At 74.2% G+C, this 19,878-nt stretch carries 20 protein-coding genes; 11 read left to right on the plus strand and 9 right to left on the minus strand.

Annotated elements, in window-relative coordinates; genetic code table 11:
* Nucleotides 1–154: 154 nt before the first annotated feature.
* The 5 genes from ACGF13_RS16580 to ACGF13_RS16600 all read right to left on the minus strand — a co-directional run bounded on the left by ACGF13_RS16580 (nt 155) and on the right by ACGF13_RS16600 (nt 3,625).
* Nucleotides 155–664: a MarR family winged helix-turn-helix transcriptional regulator gene (locus ACGF13_RS16580; protein WP_392874841.1), complete on the minus strand. Its 510-nt coding sequence runs from the start codon at nt 662–664 to the stop codon at nt 155–157.
* 79 nt (nt 665–743) lie between these two features.
* Nucleotides 744–1,100 (minus strand): DUF6204 family protein, encoded by a 357-nt coding sequence (locus ACGF13_RS16585; RefSeq protein WP_392874844.1) that lies wholly within the window; start codon nt 1,098–1,100, stop codon nt 744–746.
* Between the two features lie 168 nt (nt 1,101–1,268).
* Complete coding sequence (locus ACGF13_RS16590; protein ID WP_392874847.1) at nt 1,269–2,198, minus strand: aminoglycoside phosphotransferase family protein; 930 nt, start codon at nt 2,196–2,198, stop codon at nt 1,269–1,271.
* 375 nt (nt 2,199–2,573) lie between these two features.
* A complete protein-coding gene (locus ACGF13_RS16595) occupies nt 2,574–3,263 on the minus strand; it encodes an alpha/beta hydrolase (RefSeq protein WP_392874849.1) in 690 nt (229 codons plus the stop codon).
* A gap of 32 nt (nt 3,264–3,295) precedes the next feature.
* Nucleotides 3,296–3,625, minus strand: a complete 330-nt coding sequence (locus tag ACGF13_RS16600) for a hypothetical protein (RefSeq protein ID WP_392874852.1) — start codon at nt 3,623–3,625, stop codon at nt 3,296–3,298.
* 380 nt (nt 3,626–4,005) lie between these two features.
* Between ACGF13_RS16600 and ACGF13_RS16605 the strand changes: the two genes are divergently transcribed.
* From ACGF13_RS16605 to ACGF13_RS16625, 5 genes are all read left to right on the plus strand, one after another.
* Nucleotides 4,006–4,641, plus strand: a complete 636-nt coding sequence (locus ACGF13_RS16605; RefSeq protein ID WP_392874855.1) for a TetR/AcrR family transcriptional regulator — start codon at nt 4,006–4,008, stop codon at nt 4,639–4,641.
* Nucleotides 4,638–6,026, plus strand: coding sequence for a carotenoid oxygenase family protein (locus tag ACGF13_RS16610; protein ID WP_392874858.1), 1,389 nt, complete (start codon nt 4,638–4,640; stop codon nt 6,024–6,026). Before ACGF13_RS16605 ends, ACGF13_RS16610 begins: the two co-directional genes overlap by 4 nt.
* A 228-nt stretch (nt 6,027–6,254) precedes the next feature.
* Nucleotides 6,255–7,766, plus strand: a complete 1,512-nt coding sequence (locus ACGF13_RS16615) for a PQQ-binding-like beta-propeller repeat protein (protein WP_392874861.1) — start codon at nt 6,255–6,257, stop codon at nt 7,764–7,766.
* Between the two features lie 207 nt (nt 7,767–7,973).
* Nucleotides 7,974–8,783, plus strand: a complete 810-nt coding sequence (locus ACGF13_RS16620; RefSeq protein ID WP_392874864.1) for an alpha/beta fold hydrolase — start codon at nt 7,974–7,976, stop codon at nt 8,781–8,783.
* 157 nt (nt 8,784–8,940) lie between these two features.
* On the plus strand, nt 8,941–10,335 hold the full coding sequence (locus ACGF13_RS16625) for an alpha/beta fold hydrolase (RefSeq protein ID WP_392874867.1): 1,395 nt from the start codon (nt 8,941–8,943) through the stop codon (nt 10,333–10,335).
* A gap of 121 nt (nt 10,336–10,456) precedes the next feature.
* On the opposite strand, the gene ACGF13_RS16630 is transcribed toward ACGF13_RS16625, so the two are convergent.
* On the minus strand, nt 10,457–11,023 hold the full coding sequence (locus tag ACGF13_RS16630; protein WP_392874870.1) for a hypothetical protein: 567 nt from the start codon (nt 11,021–11,023) through the stop codon (nt 10,457–10,459).
* Nucleotides 11,011–12,153, minus strand: coding sequence for a serine hydrolase domain-containing protein (locus tag ACGF13_RS16635; protein ID WP_392874878.1), 1,143 nt, complete (start codon nt 12,151–12,153; stop codon nt 11,011–11,013). The genes ACGF13_RS16630 and ACGF13_RS16635 overlap by 13 nt, the downstream gene beginning before the upstream one ends.
* 119 nt (nt 12,154–12,272) lie before the next feature.
* On the opposite strand from ACGF13_RS16635, the gene ACGF13_RS16640 reads away from it, so the two are divergent.
* Both ACGF13_RS16640 and ACGF13_RS16645 read left to right on the plus strand, forming a co-directional pair.
* Complete coding sequence (locus ACGF13_RS16640) at nt 12,273–12,854, plus strand: hypothetical protein (protein ID WP_392874881.1); 582 nt, start codon at nt 12,273–12,275, stop codon at nt 12,852–12,854.
* 168 nt (nt 12,855–13,022) lie between these two features.
* Nucleotides 13,023–13,847, plus strand: coding sequence for a VWA domain-containing protein (locus ACGF13_RS16645; protein ID WP_392874884.1), 825 nt, complete (start codon nt 13,023–13,025; stop codon nt 13,845–13,847).
* Nucleotides 13,848–13,932: 85 nt separating this feature from the next.
* Here ACGF13_RS16645 and ACGF13_RS16650 read toward each other — a convergent pair whose 3' ends face one another.
* The gene (locus ACGF13_RS16650) at nt 13,933–14,259 is read right to left on the minus strand and encodes a hypothetical protein (RefSeq protein WP_392874887.1); all 327 of its coding nucleotides are present in this window, start codon (nt 14,257–14,259) and stop codon (nt 13,933–13,935) included.
* Nucleotides 14,260–14,459: 200 nt separating this feature from the next.
* Between ACGF13_RS16650 and ACGF13_RS16655 the strand changes: the two genes are divergently transcribed.
* Nucleotides 14,460–15,836, plus strand: a complete 1,377-nt coding sequence (locus tag ACGF13_RS16655) for a pyridoxal-phosphate dependent enzyme (protein WP_392874890.1) — start codon at nt 14,460–14,462, stop codon at nt 15,834–15,836.
* A gap of 100 nt (nt 15,837–15,936) precedes the next feature.
* Here ACGF13_RS16655 and ACGF13_RS16660 read toward each other — a convergent pair whose 3' ends face one another.
* Entirely contained in the window at nt 15,937–16,704 is a 768-nt protein-coding gene (locus ACGF13_RS16660; RefSeq protein ID WP_392874893.1) for a TetR/AcrR family transcriptional regulator, read from the minus strand.
* A gap of 104 nt (nt 16,705–16,808) precedes the next feature.
* On the opposite strand from ACGF13_RS16660, the gene ACGF13_RS16665 reads away from it, so the two are divergent.
* The 3 genes from ACGF13_RS16665 (at nt 16,809) to ACGF13_RS16675 (ending at nt 19,714) form a co-directional block, all read left to right on the plus strand.
* Nucleotides 16,809–17,813, plus strand: a complete 1,005-nt coding sequence (locus ACGF13_RS16665) for an ATP-binding cassette domain-containing protein (protein WP_392874896.1) — start codon at nt 16,809–16,811, stop codon at nt 17,811–17,813.
* On the plus strand, nt 17,813–18,649 hold the full coding sequence (locus ACGF13_RS16670) for an ABC transporter permease (protein WP_392874899.1): 837 nt from the start codon (nt 17,813–17,815) through the stop codon (nt 18,647–18,649). Before ACGF13_RS16665 ends, ACGF13_RS16670 begins: the two co-directional genes overlap by 1 nt.
* A 78-nt stretch (nt 18,650–18,727) precedes the next feature.
* On the plus strand, nt 18,728–19,714 hold the full coding sequence (locus ACGF13_RS16675; protein WP_392874902.1) for an aldo/keto reductase: 987 nt from the start codon (nt 18,728–18,730) through the stop codon (nt 19,712–19,714).
* Nucleotides 19,715–19,878 lie beyond the last annotated feature (164 nt).

The raw sequence follows: 19,878 nt of genomic DNA on the forward strand, positions 1-19,878 counted from the left end.
GGGGTGGTGCGGGTGGTGCCGGTGGTGTGGGTAGTGCTGGTGGTGCCGCCGGTGCGGGACCAGCCTAGGACGTGGGGGTGCGCGGTGGGTGGGGCGGGGGTTGCCGGTGCGGGTCCGGGATGGGGGCCCGCGGTGGGGCGGGCGGATCGGCCGGTCAGCCGAGGCGCTGGCCGGGGGCGGTGCCGCCGACGCGGGTGAGCAGGGCGGACAGCAGGCCGAGGTCCTCGGCGCTCCACTGCTCGGCCGCGAAGTGCTCGGCGGCCACATGGCGGGCGGTGCGCAGCATCTCGGCGAGCCGCTCACGGCCGGTCGGGGTGAGCGCGGCGTAGGCGACCCGGGCGTCCCGGGCAGCGGCCTCGCGACTGACCAGGCCGATCCGCTCCAGCGGTGCGAGGCCACGGGTCACGCCGGAGGCGGTGAGCCCGAGGGCCTCGGCGAGGTCGACCCGGCGCATCCGGCCGCCGGGGGCCTGGGAGAGGTGGAGCAGCATGGTGAAGTCGGCCAGGCTGACGCCGTGCAGGCTGCTGAGGCTCGCGTCGAAGCGCTTGACCACGGCGGTCTGTGCGCGGACGAGCCGCAGGGCGGTGTCCAGCGGGTCGGGGTTGGGGGCCGGCGTGGTGTGGGCGGGGTCGGTCTGCTCGGTCCGGTCCGAGTGGTCTGTCATTGCCACCTCCTTGACTGCTCAAGTATATCTCGAAAGGGAGCCGTCAAGGAGGTGGCGAAGGGGGAGGGGGTCGGTCGGGTCAGTGCGCGGTGCCGGCTGCGCGGCGCTGACGCTTGCCGAGCGGCGCCTGGGAGAGGTCCTCGGCCTGGGAGCGGAGGTTCTTGTAGCCGTAGCCGCGTTCGTCGAGCCAGCGCTGTGCTGACTGCTCGGCCCGCTCGGTGGCCTCCAGGATGTCCTCCTCGGCCTCGCCCTCGTCGAGGAAGCGGAAGGTGAAGGCGGCCCGCGCGGAGAGGTCGTAGCTCAGGTGGCCCTCGCGGGTGAAGGCGGCCCGCAGCACGTCGTGCTCGGGGGCGGCGGCGAGCAGTTCGGCGCGCTGTTCGTCGGTGAGGCCGTCGAAGACGCCGCGCACCATGATGCGGAAGGTTCGAGTGGTCATCCCCTGACCATAGGCACCACGGGCCGCCGACCGCCAACGCGATTCCGGGCGCCGGCGCGTGCGCAGCCGGAGGCACGGCGGCGAACGAGGTCTCGGTGCTGTCGGGGTCGGCTCCTTTCACTGTCGGGACGGAGGGCCGTCGCGGGCTGGTCAGGTTGGGGCGGGCTCTCAGGTCGGGGTGAGGGCTTCGGCGAGCCCGTCCGCGTAGCGGATGAGCAGGTCGAGTTCGGGGCCGCCGCGGGCACGCCGGAAGCCGCTGCGCCGGCCCTGGAAGGCGGCCTGGACGGCGTGGAGTTGGGCCCAGCGGCGGGTGCGTTCGCGGTCGAGCTCGGCGGCTTCGGCGAAGACGTCGAGTGCGCGGAGGGCCGTGTGGTGCAGGTCCGTCGAGCCGAGCAGCGTCAGGGTGTGGACCTTGAGCAGGGTGCCGCCGTCGTAGGCCCTGTCCCCTGCGTAGCCCTTGGGATCCACGGCCAGCCAGGGCTCGCGCTCCGCCCGCAGGATGTTGCGGGGGTGGAGGTCGCCGTGGACGAGCACATCCGGCTGGGAGCGGGCGAGTTCGTGGATGGTCGCGAGGGCGGCGCCCACCGTGCGGGCCGACAGGGCATGGGGCAGGGAGGCCGCGTCGTCGCGTAGCCGGGCCTCCCAGTCCGTAGCCCGCTCGCTCAGCCGGGGCAGGCCTGGTGGCGCCGGTACGGCGAGCCGCAAGCCGAGCCGCCCGGCGACCGTCGGTACTTCGTCGCCGTCCCGGACCTCCGCGAGCGTGGCCGGGCCGGCCCGTTCGAGCAGCATCGCGAAGTGCTCGTCGTCGCGTTCGTGCAGCCGGACGGCGCCCTGGCCCGCCCACACCGCGAAGGCGTCCGGCTCGTGCACGTTGCCCGGGTGAGGGAAGGAGACCTTCAGTACGGCCGCGCGTCCCGTGCCCTGCCGGACCGGGAGGATCAGGCCGACACCGCCGTGGGTGGGCTCGCCGTCCGGCACGCAGCCCCAGCGCTCCAGCAGCTCGGCGGCGAGGCCGGGGAGTTCGGCGATCCAGGCCGAACCGGCGGCGCCTGCGCGGTCGACGGTGGTGCGGGCGAACCCGTCGGGGACGGTGATCATGCGGCTTCCTCTCGGCTGGCAGGGTGGGGCGGATCCTGCGGCTGCCGGGGCGGCGGGAGTTCGCCGTCCGGCAGGGCGCGGGGGAGGCGGTCGTGTGCTCTTCGGTGCCGTCGGGGGGCGGGCTGACTTGTGCCGGAGAAGGCGTAGTTGGCGATTGTTCGGGTGCGCCTCGGTGGTGCGGAGGTGGAGAGTGCGCTCGCGGAACACGGTGGGCCCCCCTTCGCGGTGGCCCGGATGGCCGCCGTCGTGGTGCCTCCAAGACTGATCGTCGGGGCCTGGTTCGCGCATGTGCCGATCGGCAGAATCCTGCCGGAAGACGGCCGGGCCTCCCCTGTCGATCGGCAGGGGAGGCCCGGGAAGTGGGAGGGAGAGGGGCTACACGCGCGCGGGGAGCCGGGTGCAGACCGCCCCCGCCATCAGGGGGGCGGGCTCGGCGCCCAGGGTGGCGAGGGTGAAGGCGGTGGTCAGAGCGCTGATGTCGCGGGACTCGCGGATCAGTAGGTGGTTGGCGCCCGGGGCTTCGTACCGCGCGAGGTCCGGCACGACCGGCCGGGCGCGCAGCGCGTACTCCAGGGACTGGGTGGCGCCGGCGGAGCTGTGGTCCCCGGTGCCGTGGACGATCAGCACCCGCCGGCCGGCCAGCTGGTCGACCGGGTCGCCGCTGGGCAGCCAGGGCGCGATCCCGGCGACGCCGACCACCGACGGGTGTCCGGCGCACCAGAACGCGGCCCGCCCGCCCAGCGAGTTGCCGATCAGCACGACGGGTGCGCCCGGGTACAGCCGGGCGAGTTCGTCGAGCGCCCAGCGGGTGTCGACGGCGGTGTCGGCGTCGGCGCCGTTCCAGCCGCCGTGGCGGTAGCGCAGCAGGTGCACCGCGAGCCCGTGCGCCCGGCCGCGGTCGGTGAGCTCCACGGCGAGGTCGCGCAGGCCGAGCTCGGCGACCTTCAGCGGTGCGCGCCGACTGCGGATGAATCCGCCCGGCAGCAGCAGGGCGACGCCGTTGACCGGCCCCTCTCCCTGCCACGGGGTCAGCTCTGCGGTGCGCGGACGCTGCGCTCGGAACACGCGAAATCCCTCCTGATGTGTACAGGCGGATTCTACGGTTCCGAGGACGGGTCACTGTGCGCCAGTAAGGACCACAGGACCCAGCCGGAGATTCGGCTGCGCACCACCATGACCTTCGCCCAGCGGGCGCCGAGCGGCGAGGTCCAGGTGTCCACCACCTCGACCCGGTCACCCGAACGGGCGAGTCCGACGACGGTCTCCTCGCCGAAGTGGTCGACCCGGACGTTGGCGGCGGTGGCCGACACCTCCCACCAGCCCGCACCGGGCTCGGGTGGCAGGTCGGTGCCCGCCGTGACGGCCGCCGGGACGAGCAGGATGCCCAGCGCGACCACGGTGGCCGTCGCACGGCCGATTACTGCCACGGGAACCTCCGGATGGTGTCGATCGCGGGCCAGGGCGATGGCGTCGGGATTGAGGGGGGCATGTACAGCAGAACGAGCCGACCGGGCGTACGCGCACTGTCCGGGGCCGAGGTCTACCCGGTCGGCTCAGCCCGACGCGGAGATCGGGTGCTTCGGCGGTCCTGGTCAACTGTCGCTCCATGGCGAAGGGTTGGCGTGCCGTGGCGGACGGCTGGCGCGCGGGTCGGTCCGCTCGGTCTGCCCGCCCCGCTCGCCCGGGCCGGGACGCGCTCGGACGGCGGGCCCGTGCGGAGCCGGACGGTCGACTGCTCGACGGGCCGCCGGGAGTCGACTCCCCGGAAGGCTGGTAACACTGTTTCCCATCGGTTACGTTGTTACCCATGAGCACGCCTTACCAGGACGCGCATCGGGCCGGCCAGGACGCCGTGCGCGCCGTGATCCTCGACCGCGCCATCTCCCTCCTTGTCGCCGAAGGTCCCGCCGCGCTGACCGTGCGCCGGATCGCCGCCGAGATCGGCTCCTCGACCAAGGTGCTGTACACGATGTTCGGCGGGAAGGAGGGGCTGCTCGACGCGCTGTACCGTGAGGGCTTCGCGCGGCTGCGCCGGGCGCAGGAGCAAGTCCCGCGCGGGAGCGACCCGTTGGCTTACCTCACCGAGCTCGGTCGCGCTTACCGGGAGCTGGCGATCGCCGAACCCGCCTACTACCGCGTGATGTTCGAGCAGCCGGCGCCCGGATTCCGGCCCAGCGACGAGGCGTTGGCCGTGGCGGACGGAGCGTTCGGCGCCTCGGTGGCCGCCGTGGACGCCTGCATGGCCGCCGGCGCCTTCCGGCCCGGCGACGCCCACGAGGTCTCCAAGCTCTTCTGGGCAGCCACCCACGGCGCGGTGAGCCTGGAGCTCGCCGGCCACTTCGCACCGGACGAGGCCGGGGCGCGCTACGAGGCACTGATGGCCGCACTGGGGCGGGCGTTCGGCGCCGGCGCCCAGTCACCCGACGAGAGGTCGATCCCGTGAGTACCGACGGCACGAGCCGCAACCGCTACCTGTCCGGAAACTTCGCCCCGGTGGCCGAGGAGGTCACCGCCTACGACCTGCCCGTCACCGGCCGGTTACCGGCCCACCTCGACGGCCGCTACCTGCGCAACGGCCCCAACCCGCTGGGCCTCGAGGACCCGGCCGCGCACCTGTGGACCCTCGGTGCCGGCATGGTGCACGGCGTCCGGATCCGGGACGGGCGCGCCGAGTGGTACCGCAACCGCTGGGTCCGCTCCGGCGCGGTCGCCGACCGGCTCGGCGAGCCCCGCCGTGGCACGCCCGTCGACGAGCGGCTGGACATCTCCCCCAACGTGCAGGTCGCGGGCCTCGCCGGGCGCACCTACGCGCTGATCGAGGGCGGCATCCGCCCGTACGAACTCACCTACGAGTTGGACACGGTGGGGCCGTGCGGGCTGGGAGCCACGCCGGAGGGGTACAGCGCCAACGCCCACTCGATCCTCGACCCGCACACCGGGGAGCTGCACTCGCTGGCCTTCCGCTACGGTTCCGAGCACGTGCAGCACATCGTGATGGACGCCGGCGGTGCGGTCCGGCGCAGCACACTGGTCGAGGTGCCGGGGAACCCGTACATGCACGACTTCGGGCTCACCGAGCGGTTCGTGCTGCTGTACGACACGCCGGTGGTGTTCAGCGCGGCGCACCTGGCCACCGGCGTGCCCTTCACCTGGGACGGGCGGCGCGCCGCCCGGGTCGGGGTGATGCCGCGCGAGGGCGGTGCGGTGCGGTGGTTCGAGCTGGCGCCGCACCTGGTCGGGCACACCCTCAACGCGTACGAGCGGACGGCGGACGTGCTGGTGGTGGACGTCGTGCGGCACCCGCCGGGCATGGACCTGCGCGACATCGGTGCGAGCCGGCCCACGCTCGACCGCTGGACGATCGACCTGGCGGCGGGAACGGTGCGCGAGGAGCGCCTGGACGACCGGGTCCAGGAGTTTCCACGCCTCAACCCGCGCCACACAGGTCGCCCCCACCGCTACGGCTACACGGCCGCCGTCGAGCTGTACGCGCCGCCGGCCGGGCCAGGGGACGACCGCCCGGACGAGGGCTTCAGCAACGCCCTGCTCAAGCACGACCTGGTCCGGGGGAGTGTCGAGGCCCACGAGTTCGGGCGCGACGGGGCGGTGGGCGAGGCGGTGTTCGTCCCTGCCGAGTCGCCCACGGCGGAGGACGACGGGTACCTGATGGCGTACGTCCACGACCCGGACCGGGGCGCGACGGACCTGGTGGTCCTCGCCGCCCAGGACTTCACCGGAGAGCCCGTCGCCCGCGTTCACCTGCCGGTGCGGGTGCCGCTGGGCCTGCACGGGAACTGGGTGCCGGGCGGGGAGTCGAGCCAGGGCTGAGGGGCCAATATTGGTCCCTCAAGCCTGGTTTCCCGCGGCGTGCCCCGGGCCGCGCTCCGTGGGGTGCGGCCCCGGGGATTCGTCGCGATCCCGGCGATCGGGCCTGGTATGTGCCGGTCATAACCTGGGTTTTCCCTGCTCTTTGTTCAGGATCATGGCGCGCTCTGCGACGATCCGATGATCGTCGCCCCGACGCGGTGGGCGGCGCGTCGCAGGGGAGAGACCGGCATGGCCGTTCGGCCCGAGGACAGTGTCGTCCGGGCGAGGTGGAGAGCCAGGTTCGCCTGGGACAAGGAGACCTGGATGGTGGTCTCCGGCGGGGTACTGGGGGCGATGTTCGCGAGCATGGGCCTGGCGGTGCTGTTCGGCCCGGCGAACGGGTTCGGCGGCGACAGCCTCGCGTTCATGGGGATCATCAGCATCCTCGGGCTGATGCCCTGCGGCGCGGGCTTCGTCTGGGCGCTGATCCACCCCAGGGCCGGGTTCCCCTCGGCCGCCGTCGGGGCGTTGCTGGGGATCGGGATCTTCGTCGGCTTCGCCGGGGACGGCCTCAACGACTCCTGGAAGGCGCCGCTCGACCGGCCGTCCACGATCCGCGCGGTGGGCAGCTGGACCAGCGGGGACCTGGTGGTGCGGGTCCGGCCGGACCTGGTGGTGGCGTACCGCCGCGCCACCGGGGCGGTCGCCTGGCACTGGGCCCCGCCCGGGGAGGACACGGTGTGCGCGATGAGCCGGGGCACCGGGCCCGACGGGACGGGCCGCGGCGGCGCCCTCGGCCTGATCGGCCACGCGCCGCACGACAAGCCGTGCTCCGCCGTCACCGCCCTCGACCTCGCCGACGGGCGGCAGGGCTGGACCGCCGCCGTGGACGCGCCCGCCCGTGACGGGGACGACGCGGCGCCGGACGTGGTCGCGGTGGCCGGGCAGCAGGCCCTCCTCCAGGAGAAGGCCGGCTGGCGCGCCGTACGGCTGGCGGACGGCCGGGACCTCTGGCGCGGTGCCGCCGACCCCGGCTGCACCCCGCTGCAGGTCGCGGGCGGGCCCGCGGACGCCGTCACCGTCGCGCAGTGCGGCGACGCCGCGCCCGTGCTGCGCTCGCTGGCCCCGGCGGACGGCCGGGAGCAGCAGCGGATCGCGCTGCCCGTGGCGGGCGGGCTGAAGAACCTCGCCGTGGTGTCGGTCGACCCGCTCGCGGTCTGGGTGGACGCCCAGGCCGAGCGCGGCACCCACGCGGTGCTCAGCTACGACCGGACCGGCCGGCAGCGGGCGGCGATACCGGTCGCCGGGGACGAGTACGACCTGGACGTGATGCTGGGCGGGCTGCACGCCTTCGACGAGTTCAGCGCCCGCCCGCTGTTCGGCGGGGTGGTCGTGGGGGACCTGTTCGTCGTGCCGGGGGAGAAGCCCGGCGACATCGGCATCAGCGGCGGCCCGCACCCGAGCCGGACCGCCACCGGACGGCTGCTGGCGTACTCGCTCACGGACGGCGGCAAGCGGTGGACGGCCGGGCTGGACGACCAGGTGACAGGTCTGGTGGTGGACGGCGGCTCGGTGTGGGCGATGACCCGGGGCCGGATGACCAGGGTGGAGGCGGCGACCGGGCGGCAGAGCGCCGTGCTGGACGTCAACGACACCGCGTCGCTCTACCCGGTGGACCTGTCGGTGTCCGGCCCGGAGCGGTTCACGGTGGTCGCGGAGGACGGGACGCGGGACGAGCCGCCGGTGCGGGCGATGAGCTGACGGGGCCACGCGACGGGTGGTCACCGCACCGGAGCCGTACGGAGCCGCACCGCAGCCGCACGGGGCCGTACGGAGCTGTACGGAGCGGTGCGGAGCCGCACCAGGTGGCCGGTGACGCCGGGTGACCGCGGCGGGCGCAGGACCGGAGCCTTCCGGACGGTTGTGTCAGGCTGGTGGGGGAGCACCGCCGAGACCGGGAGGCTCGTGATGGCCGAGATCAGGGTGAACGGGGTGGCGCTGTACTACGAGGCCCACGGCGCGGGCCCCGGCGTCGTCCTGGTGCACGGTTCCTGGAGCGACGCGGACTCCTGGGCACGGGTGCTGCCGGGCCTGGCCGAGTCCACCACCGCGGTCGCCTACGACCGCCGGGGGCACAGCCGCAGCGAGGACCTGCTCACCCAGGGGTCGGTGCACGAGGACGCGGCCGACCTGGCCGGGCTGATCCAGGGGTTGGGCCTCGCACCGGCCTTCGTCTACGGCGACTCCTACGGCGCGCTGGTCACCCTGCGGCTCGCCGCGGCCCGGCCCGACCTGCTGCGCGGGATCGCCGTGCACGAGCCGCCGGGCACCGGCATCCTGCTCGCCGACCCGGACCTGCGACCGATCGGCACCGACTTCTCCGACCGGATCGCCGCCGTCCGGGAGCTGCTGGAGCAGGCCGAGTCGGCCGCCGCCGCCGAACTGTACGTGGACAGTCTCGCCCTCGGCCCCGGCGCCTGGGAGCAGCTGCCCGCGCCGGTGCGGCACACGTACGTCCGCAACGCACCCACCTACCTCGACGAGCTGCGCGACCCGGACGCGTTGGACCTCGACCTCACCGGGCTCTCCCGGTTCGGCGAACCGGCGCTGCTGACCCAGAGCGACGACAGCCCACCGATGTTCGGCGAGGTCCTGGACCTGATCGACCTCACCCTGCCCAAGGCGGAACGCCATCTGTACGAGGGCGCGGGGCACGCCCCGCACCTGGCGCAACCGGAGGAGTGGGTGCGGGTGGTGCTGCCGCGGGCGCTGGGCTGAGGAGGCCCCGTTCCGTCCTCCATCGGTGTGCATTTCCGCTCCGGGGATTCGCTCCTGGGCGAATCCACCGATAACCGCTCGCGTTCGAAGTCGCCCGAGGCGCAGGCTACTTCCGTGACCGCGTCAGCCCGGACGCGGTGCGAGCGGAAGGACGAACATGACGAGCACGCGCGCCCGCGTCGCCGCCCTGCTGGGCGCCGTCGCGGTGGTCGCCGGCACCACCCTGGCCACCCCCGCGGTCGGCTTCGCCGCCCCGGCTGACCAGGCCCGCCCCGGCGGCGGCATCGCCGGACAGGCACCCTGCCCGAACGCGCCCGAGTTCACCTGCGGGACCCTCACCGTCCCGCTCGACCACAGCGGCACCACCCCCGGCAGCCTCGACCTCGCGGTGGCCGTCGCCGGCAACACCACGGCGCCCAAGGGCGACCTGCTGTTCCTCACCGGGGGCCCCGGCCAGCCCGGCGTCCCGCTGATGAAGCGGATCGCCGGCAAGCTGGAGCCCGTCCTCAAGGACTACCGCCTGGTGATGTACGACCAGCGCGGCACCGGCGCCCACGCGCTCCAGTGCCCGGGCCTCCAGGAGGACATGGGATCCTCCGACCTCGCCGTGCCGCGCAGGCAGTCGATCGCCGACTGCGCCGCCGCCCTCGGCCCCGGCGCCCGGTTCTACAGCACCGCGGACACCGTCGCCGACATCGACCTGCTGCGCCGCGCCCTCGGCGACCGGCGCCTCACCCTGGACGGCGTCTCCTACGGCACCCTCGTCGCCGAGCGGTACGCGCTCGCCCACCCCGCGCACGTGGCCCGGCTGGTGCTCGACTCGGTGGTGCCGCAGCAGGGGTACGACCCCCTCGACCTGGCCGCGCTGCCCGCCACCGCCCGGGTCCTGGGGGCCGCCTGCCAGGCCACCGGCTGCACCACCGACCCGGCCGCCGACCTCGCCGCCGTCGTGCGGCGGTACGGCGACGGGGCGCGGATCCTGGACGCCCTCACCAGCTACGAGTTCACCGACCCGAACTACGGTGGGGTCCCCGAGGCGCTGCACGAGGCCGCCGCCGGGCAGCCGGCCAAGCTCCAGGCCTTCGTCGAGGCCGTCCACCAGGGCGACGCCGCCCCGGCCGAGGCGCTCAGCCAGGGCCTGCACGCCGCCACCGTCTGCGCCGACTCGCACTTCCCGTGGGGCACCACGGACACCCCGGTCGAGGGGCGGGCGGCCGCGCTGGAGCGCACCCGGCAGCGGCTGACGGCCGAGCAGACCTGGCCGTACGACCCGGCGACGGCGACCGGGCTCGGCAGCCAACTGGTCTGCCTGGACTGGCCGCGCGAGCCGGTGCCGCCGACCCCGCCGGCGCACCGCAAGCTGCCGAACGTGCCGGTGCTGCTGCTCGGTGGCGACCGGGACCTCTCCACGCCCAACGAGTGGCTCTACCAGCAGGCGGAGCTGACGCACGACCCGCGGATCGTGATCGTCCCGGGGGCGGCGCACTCCGTGCAGACCCGGGCGGCGAACCCGGCCGGACGGCAGGCGGTGTACGACTTCCTGCTGAAGTAGCGGGCACTCGGACGGCGGGCCGTTCCGCACAGGGGACGGAACGGCCCGCCGCCGCGAGCCCGAGGAGCGGCCCGCCGTCGCGAGCCCGAAGGCCGGCTAGCCGCCAGTTCGAGGACCGGCTCTACCGTCCGGCGGCGCCCCAGCCGTCGTCGGGGAGCGAGCGGTCCGGCTCGGGGCAGTCGACGTGCTCGAAGCCCCACAGCACCGCCTTGTGCAGCACCCACTCCGGAAGCGGCGGCTGGTCGTAGCCGTCGCGGTCGGTGAGCACCAGCTCCACCCGGACCTCCTCGGCCGGCGAGAACTCCAGGATCCGCTGGCCCGGGAGGTTCTCGTACGTCACCGTCCGCCAGCCGTGGCCGGTGGCGGTCAGCGCCGCCATCAGGTCGGCCTCGCCGACGTGGGTGTCGAGCGTCACCGAACCGCCGTCCGGCAGCGGGAGGTCGAGCTCGCCGTGCCAGACCGGCAGGGACAGCGAGCGGAGCCGGCGGCAGCGGCAGAACACCGTCTGGACGTCGCCCCAGCCGAAGGCGTGCGGCCAGCGGTCGCCGCGGTGGATGCCACCGCCGTCCCACGGATCGCCGTAGCGGGCGGCGAGTTCGGGCAGCGAGGCGCCGTAGCGCAGCTCGCCGAGGCCGCCGGTGGTGGCCAGACCGGTGACGAGCGGGAGGAAGCCGGTCAGCCCAGGCACCCGCGCACCGCCTCGATCAGGCGGTTCGCCCGGGCGTCGCCGTGACCGATCATCCGGTTGGCGACGTAGCCGAAGCCGACGCCGAACTCGTCGTCCCCGAAGGCGAACTGGCCGCCGGCGCCGTCGTTGCCGAAGCTGCGCGCCCCGAGCAGCGGGCGGAAGGCGGGGGAGTCGAGCAGCAGGCCGGAGCCCCAGCGGGCACCCATGTCGAAGCCCAGGAAGCCCGCGCCGGAGGAGACTTCGCGCACCGCGTCGGTCACGGTGTCGTGCGCGAGCAGGCGGGGCGAGCCGTCCAGGCCGGTGGCCGCCGCCGCGTAGAGGCCCGCCAGTCCGGTGGCGGAGGCGACGGCGCCCGCGCCGGGCAGCTCGATCGCGTGCAGGGCCGGGTCGTTCCAGCCGTGCGGCACGTCCAGGCCGGGGAAGACCAGCGCGCCGTTCATGGTGACGATCCGGGTGAGCAGGTGCTCGGGCCCGGGCATCGGGCGACGACCCTCGGCCTCCACCAGCCGGGCCAGACGCGGGAGTTCGCTCTCCGGCAGGCCGATCCAGACGGGCAGTCCGAGCGGCTCGGCGATCTCCTTGCGCAGGAACGCGCCCGGCGTCAGCCCGGTGATCCGGCGGATCACCTCGCCGACCGCGAAGCCGAACACGTGGCCGTGGTACTCGTGGGTCGTGCCCGGCTCCCAGAGCGGCTGCTGCGCCTCGACCGCCCGGATCACCGGATCCCAGGCGGCGACCTCCTCGAAGGAGAGCACCGCGTCCAGCGCCGGGAGGCCGGCGCGGTGGCCGAGGATCATCCGGGTGGTGACGGCCTCCTTGCCGTGGCGGGCGAACTCCGGCCAGTAGCGGGCGACCGGCGCGTCCAGGTCGAGCCGGCCCTGCTGGGCGAGCAGGTGCGCGCAGATGCTCACCGGGCCCTTGGCGCAGGAGAACACCGGGACGACGGTGTCCTGGGTCCAGGCCCGGCCGGTGCGGTCGTCGGCCGTGCCGCCCCACAGCTCGACCACCTTCCGGCCACCCGCGAACACGGTGACGGCGGCGCCCAGTTCGGGGAACTCGGCGAAGTTGGCGGCGAAGACGTCCGCGACGGCGCCGAAGCGCTCGTCGGCCCAGCCGTGGTGCTGCTGCATGGTGTGGTGCCCCGTTCTGTCCTCAAGATCGACCGAACCACGCTACGGGAGCCGGGCGGCCGTGACGAGGGGATTTCACCAGGCCGGGGCCGCTGGGGCGGATGTGGCAGACTCGCCCGGTGGAACGGGGCAGGAACCGGGTGGACCGCGAGGAACTGACGGCGCTCTGGGAGCGGCGGTGGCCCGGCGTGGAGCCCGTCGGGTACGAGATCGGCACCCGGACGCGGGACGTCTGGGTGCGCTTCCACAGCCTGCCGGAGTCCAAGCGGTACCCCGACGACGAGCGCGAGTACGCGATCGTCCTGGAGCGCCACAACACCGTGCTGGACGAGCTGTTCGCCGGTTCCGAGGTGTACGTCCTCACACCGCGGTGGAGCGGCCGGACGAGCGTGCCCCGGATGCGCCGGGACGCGAAGCACTGGCGCACGTGGCTCCAGGCGGACGACCCGGCGCCGGAGTTCCGCACCTACTGCCACGTGTTCGTGGAGCGGCACCGGTGGCGGCGCGGCGAGCTGGACCGGCTGCTGCGCCGGGTCGCCGACGAGCGGGAGGGCGGGGTGATCGTCACCGACACCGGCATGCGGCGGCTCTACCACCCGTACGACGGCGGCGCGGACGTCTACCTGACCACGGCGGAGGAGCGCGACCGGCTGAAGGAGCGGCACGCCGACTGGCTCTCGCGGTACCCCGGCGGTTGGTGAGCGGCGCTCCCGGCCGACGCGGGCCGGCCGGTGCGGGTCTGGTCGGCGCGGGCCCGGCTCGCGCGCGGGCTTGCCGCCGTCCGGGTTCGCCCCACAGAGTGTCCGGAGCGCGTTGGCGATCACGCGCCCCGGCAGTCCGGCTGCCGCAGTGAGCGAGGGAGCGAGCCCATGGCCGTCAGTCTGAGCAAGGTCGAGCAGAGTGCGCCCGCGTTGGTGAGCCTCTACAAGACGGCCGGCGCCTCGGTGGAACGGCGCGGGCTGAGCGGTCAGCGCCTCGCGGTGTACCTGGTGATCGACTACTCCGGCTCGATGAGGCCCTATTACAAGGACGGCAGCGTCCAGGCACTCGCCGACCGGGTCCTGGGCCTGTCCGCCCACCTGGACGACGACGGGAGCGTGCCGGTCGTCTTCTTCTCCACCGAGGTCGACGCCCAGGCCGAGATAGCCCTGGCCGACCACGACGGCTGGATCGACCGGATCGTCGCGAGCCTCGGCCACATGGGCAAGACCAGTTACCACCTGGCGATGGAGGCGGTGGTCCGGCACTACCGCGCGAGCGGCTCCACGGAGCCGGCCCTCGTCCTGTTCCAGACGGACGGCGGGCCGATCAACAAGAGGGCGGCGGAGGTGGGCCTGTGCGAGGCGGCGAAGCTGCCGATCTTCTGGCAGTTCATCGGCTTCGGTGACCCGGGCAGCCGGCAGTTCGACTTCCTGCGCAAGCTCACCGGGCTCGCGGTTCCGGAGATGCGCCCCATCGACAACGCGGGCTTCGTCCACCTGGGGCGTGATCCCCGGAAGGTCTCCGACCGGGACCTGTACGACCTGCTGCTCGCCGACGTTCCCGCCTGGCTCGCGGCAGCCCGGGCCCAGGGCATCGCGCCCCAGGGCCCGGCGGTGCGGCCGCCGGCCGAGCCGGTGGCCGAGGCGGCTCCGGAGCCGCCGCAGCGCCGGGGCCTCTGGGCCGCTCTGACCGCGTGGCTGGGGCGGCGATAGGGGCGCGTGAGCCCGGCTGCCGGGGGCCGCGCTCGGCGCCGCCGCGAGTTCGGTCGCGGGATCGGTCGCGGGATCGGTCGCGGACTCAGTCGAGGACGGGCTCGAAGAGGGGAAGGAAGTTGATCACCGCCTCCTCGTACGGGTGGACGGCGCGGACGGCTCGCAGCACGGCGGCGGCCCGGTCCTGGTCGCAGACGGACTCGACGCGGACCTCCGGGGCCGTCTGGACGACACCCGCCGTGCCCTGGTAGGGCCGGGCGTCGGGCGAGGGCAGCCAACTGCCGGTGATGCGCCAGACGCTGGTGCAGCGGACGTACTCGCCGACCCGGCCCGCACCGGCCGTGTGGAGGGCCTCGACGACCTGGTCGAGGTGGCTCTCGGGGACGGATATCTCGATCTTCAGACGCGTCATGCCGGGACTCTAGCGAGCGCCACGCCCCTCGCCGCCCACGCCCCTCGCCGCCCACGCACCGAGGGGCGTGAACGTGCCTCCTCGCGCCCTCCGCGCTCCTCGGGCCGTGTTTCGGCCGGATGAGCAGGGTGTCACCGCCGTCTACCGACCCGCCGGGCTGGGCAGGCTCGGGCGGACAGCACCAGTGAAGGAGTCAGATGATGACCGCAGTACACGAATCCGTCCTGGACGCGATCGGCGGGACGCCGCTGTTCCGCCTCGCCCGGCTCGGCGCCGGGATCGCCGCGCCGATCTACGCCAAGGCCGAGTTCCTCAACATCGGCGGCAGCGTCAAGGACCGCGCCGCGCTGTCCATGATCCTGGCCGCCGAGCGGGACGGCCTGCTGAAGCCCGGTGGGACGATCATCGAGGCGACCTCCGGGAACACCGGCATCGGCCTGGCGATCGTCGGCCGGCAGCGCGGGTACCGGGTGATCGCCGGGGTGGCGGACAAGGCGGCGCCCGAGAAGGCGGACATCCTGCGGGCGTACGGCGCGGAGGTGGTGCTCGCCCCGACGGCGGTGCCGCAGGAGGACCCGAAGCACCTGTTCAAGGTGATGGAGCGGCTGACCGAGGAGATCCCCGGGGCCTGGCTCGCCAACCAGTACGACAACCTGGCCAACCCCGACGCCCATGTCCGGACCACCGGTCCCGAGATCTGGGAGCAGACCGGCGGCCGGGTGACCCACTTCGTCGCGGGGGTCGGCACCGGCGGCACCATCACGGGGACGGGCGCCCACCTGAAGGAGGTGTCCGGCGGCTCGGTGACGGTGGTCGGCGCGGACCCGGAGTCCTCCTCCTACGGGGGCGGGGACGGCAGCCCGTGGTACGTCGAGAGCATCGGGCACTACCTGCACCCGGAGACCGTCGAGGACCGCTGGCCGCAGGCCTACCGGTCGGAGGTGGTCGACTCCTACGAGCGGATCCCGGACCGCGAGTCCCTACTGACGGCGCGCCGGCTCGCGCGCGAGGAGGGCCTCCTGGCCGGGCCGTCCTCCGGGACGGCGGTGGCGGCCGCGCTGCGGGTGGCGCGGGAACTGGGCCCGGACGACCTGGTGGTCGTGCTGCTGCCGGACTCGGGGCGCTCCTACCTGTCCAAGGTGCACAGTGACGCCTGGATGCGGGGGTGGGGCTTCCTGGAGGACGCGGACGGGCTGCGGCCGCTGCTGGAGGCCGCCCGCCCGCTGGTGACGGTCGACGCCGACGCGACCGTCGGAGAGGCGGTGGAGGCGCTGCGGGAGGCACCGGGCGGCGTCGCCCCGGCGGTGCTGGCGCGGGCTGAGCGCCCGTTCGGGGTGAGCGCGACCGAGGTGGTCGGCTCGGTGTCCCGGGAGGTGCTGACGGCGGCGCTCGCCGACGGCGCGGCCAAGTCGGGCGACCCGCTGGGCGCGCTGCTCGGCCCGGCGCTGCCGACGGTCGGCGTCGGGCAGTCGGCGGCCGAGGCGCGGGCGGCGCTGACGGGCGGGCGGCCGGCGGTGCTGGTGCTGGTGGACGGCCGGGTGGCGGGGCTGCTCCCCAGGGAGGACCTCGCGAGCTGACGGAGCGTCATGGTGATGGGGCCGCGCTCTCCGGGGAGGGCCAGCGTCAGGGCGATGGGGTCGCGTCCCCCCGGGGAGGGCCTCGCTGATTGATTGAGCGTCAGTTGTCGTTCGTCGGCGTCAGGATGGCGGCGATCACCCGGGCCAGGGCGCGCTCGAACGCCCGGTCCGGGTCGGCGGGCGGGCCCGCGGTGGCGAAGGCCTGCGCCAGGTGCGGGTATTCGCCGCTCGCGGCCGCCTGGCCGAGGTAACCGGCCAGCTCGGCCTGCCACTTGGCGCCCGCGGCCGCCGTCTGCTCGTACTGTGCGAACTGGCCGATGAAGCCGTTGAACAGGGCCATCGCCTCCAGCCGGGAGCCCCCGTCGAGGTCGGTGGGGGCGGTGATGGCGAGGAAGTGGTCGGTGTAGCGCAGGGCGTTGGGGCCGATGCCGGGGCGGGCCAGCAGCAGTGCCGGCAGCCAGGGGTGGCGGCGGCAGATGCCGAGCTGCTGATGGGCGAGGTCGGCGAGGTCGGCCCGGACGTCACCGCTCGGCGCGGGTGGGAACCGGTACTCGGCGGCGACCGCGTCGAGCATCAGGTCGAGCAGGTGCTCCTTCTTCGGCACGTAGTTGTAGAGCGACATGGTGCCCGCGCCGAGCGCCGCCGCGACCCGCCGCATGGAGACCGCGTCCAGGCCCTCGGCGTCGGCGATCCCGATGGCCGCGGCGGCGATCGAGTCCCGGCTGTGGGCCGGGCGCGGGCCGCGGCCGGTGCGCTCGGGGCGCAGCCAGATCACCTCGGGGGCTTCGGGGGGCGTGGGCCTGCTCGATGGCGCGGGGCCGCTCGACGGTGCGGGGCTGCTGGACGGCGTGGACTCGCTGGACGGCACTGGAAGATCACCTCGGTTTCCCATCTTAGATACGTACGGCGTACGTAGTAGGGTGGCGCCCGCGCACGCTTCTACGTACGCTGTACCTAGAGAAGGGCAGAGCCATGTCCGACACCACCCGACCCGCCATCGAGATGGCGGGCGTGGCGAAACGCTTCGGTACCACCGAGGCCCTGCGCGGCCTCGACCTCACCGTCCCGGCCGGCACCGTCTGCGGCCTGCTCGGCCCCAACGGCGCCGGCAAGACCACCGCCGTGCGCGTCCTCGCCACCCTGGTCGCCCCCGACCGCGGTACCGCCAGGGTCGCCGGACACGACGTCGTCCGCGCCGCCGAGGACGTCCGGCGCGTCATCGGCCTCGCCGGGCAGCACGCCGCCGTCGACGAGGGCGTCACCGGCCGCGACAACCTCCGGCTGTTCGGCCGGCTGCACCACCTCGGTGCCCGCCGGGCCCGGGAGCGCGCCGACGAACTGCTCACCCGCTTCGACCTCGCCGACGCCGCCGACCGGCTCGTGCGCACCTACTCCGGCGGCATGCGCCGACGCCTCGACCTCGTCGCCAGCCTGGTCACCAGCCCGTCCGTGCTCTTCCTGGACGAGCCCACCACCGGACTCGACCCGCGCAGCCGGCAGGCGATCTGGGACACCGTCAAGGAGTTGGCGGACGGCGGCACCACCGTGCTGCTCACCACCCAGTACCTGGAGGAGGCCGACCGGCTCGCCGACGACATCGTGGTGGTCGACCACGGCGCCGCCATCGCCACCGGCCCGCCCGACCGGCTCAAGGCCGCGATCGGCAGCCAGGTCGCCGTCACCCTGGCCGACCCGGCGCAACTCGCGGCCACCGCCGTGGTGTTGTCCTCGATGACCGGTGGCGACGCGCGGGTGGACGTCGCCGAGCGGACCGTCACGGTGCTGACGATGCCCGGAGTGTCCGTCCTGCTGCCCTCGCTGGTACGGGAGTTGGACGGCGCCGGGGTCGTCGCCGAGGACGTCGCGGTGCGCACGCCCTCGCTGGACGACGTGTTCCTCGCGCTCACCCAGGAGTCCGCGGACGCCCAGGAGTCCGCGGGAACCCGGGAGTCCGCGGACGCCGGGAGGGCCGCCTGATGGCCGCCGGGTACGCCGCCGCGGCGCGGCCGTCCGTCACGCGACCGTCCGCCGTCGGTCGGCTCGCCTCCGGTACCTGGACCTCGATGCTCCGCGTCCTGCTCAACTACCGCCACTCGCCCGGGCTGTTGGCCGCCTCGCTGGGTGTCCCGGTGGTGATGGTGGTGGTCTTCGGCTACGTCTTCGGCAGCGCCATGCAGGTGCCGGGGGGCGGCGACTACCGGGAGTTCCTGATGCCCGGCCTGTTCGCCATGGTGGCCACCAACGGCATCATGCCCACCATGGTCGGCGCCGCCCGCGACGTCGGGCGCGGGGTCACCGACCGGCTGCGCTCCATGCCCGTCTCCCGCACCGGACTGCTGCTCGGACAGACCCTCGCCGACCTGCTGGTCAGCGTGGTCGTCCTGGCGCTGCTGGCCGGGGTCGGGCTCGCCGCCGGCTGGCGCGCCCGGCACGGACTCGCCGACGCGGTGGGGGCGTTCGCCCTGCTGCTGCTCTTCCGCTTCGTGATGACCTGGGTCGGCACGCTGCTCGGACTGGCCGTCGGCAAGGAGGAGGCGGCCGGCCAGCTGTCCGTCGCGGTCTTCCCGCTGGCGATGGTCACCAACGCCTACGTGCCGACCGGTGGCATGCCCGGCTGGCTGCGGTTCCTCGCCGACTGGAACCCGGTCAGCTCCGTCGTCCAGGCCTGCCGGGAGCTGTTCGGCAACCCCTCGGCGGCCGGCACCGCCTGGCCGACCCAGCATGCCGTCCTCGCCGCGCTGCTCTGGAGCGCCGTGCTGCTCGCGGCCTGCATGCCGCTCGCCGTAAGGAAGTTCGCCACCCACGGGCGGTGATCCATCCGTGGGCGGTGATCCGCCGCGTCCGGTGAAATGTGCTGGACAGCGGGGTCGGTGCGACGGAAGGTGGGCGCCATGGAGTACACCCACCTCGGCCGCACCGGCCTGACCGTCTCCCGCCTCTGCCTCGGCACCATGAACTTCGGCCCCCACACCGAGGAAGCCGAGGCCCACCGCCTCATGGACACCGCCCACGAGCGCGGCATCAACTTCTTCGACACCGCCAACAGTTACGGCCGCGACAGCGAGGGCCGGCTGCGGGGCCGCACGGAGGAGATCATCGGCCGCTGGTTCGCCAAGGGCGGCGGCCGCCGCGAGCGCACCGTCCTCGCCACCAAGGCCTACGCCGACATGAGCGACTGGCCCAACGAGGGCAGGCTCTCCGCGCTCGCCATCCGCAAGGCCGTCGAGGCCAGTCTGCGCCGCCTCCAGACCGACCACATCGACCTGTACCAGATGCACCACATCGACCGGGCCACGCCCTGGGAGGAGATCTGGCAGGCGATGGAGGTCCTGGTCGCCCAGGGCAAGATCATCTACGTCGGCTCCAGCAACTTCGCCGGCTGGCACATCGCCCAGGCCCAGGAGGCCGCCCGCTCCCGGAACTTCCTCGGCCTGGTCAGCGAGCAGTCCCTCTACAACCTGCTCGACCGCGCGATCGAGCTCGAGGTCATCCCCGCCCTGCAGCACTACGGCCTCGGGCTGATCCCGTGGTCCCCGCTGCGCAGCGGCCTGCTCGGCGGCGTCCTGCGCAAGGAGCGCGAGGGCACCCGCGACCGCAGCGCCATGCCGTACGCCAGTGAACTCCTCGCCAAGCACCGCGACCGCATCCAGGCCTACGAGGACTTCGCCGACGAACTCGGCGCCGACCCCGCCGCCCTCGCCCTCGCCTGGCTCCTCTCCCGCCCCGCCGTCACCGCCCCGATCGTCGGCCCCCGCACCCCGGCCCACCTCGACGCCGCCATCGGCGCGCTCGACCTCGAGCTCGACCAGAAGACCCTCGACCGCCTCGACGAACTCTTCCCGGGCCACAAGCCCGCCCCGGAGGACTACGCCTGGTAGGCCGCCGCACCAGGCCGGCCCCGGCCCCTGCCCTTCGCGGGGGCCGGGGCCCCGGTGCGTCCGGAGGGGACGGCCCGGGTTCGGCACCATCGGCGGTGGCGAGTGCCAACTGCCCAGCGTGGTAGCCGAATTGTGAGGTCGGCGAGCCTTGACCGGGGCGTCCG

The organism is Kitasatospora sp. NPDC048286 (assembly GCF_043201735.1).
Lineage (GTDB): Bacteria > Actinomycetota > Actinomycetes > Streptomycetales > Streptomycetaceae > Kitasatospora.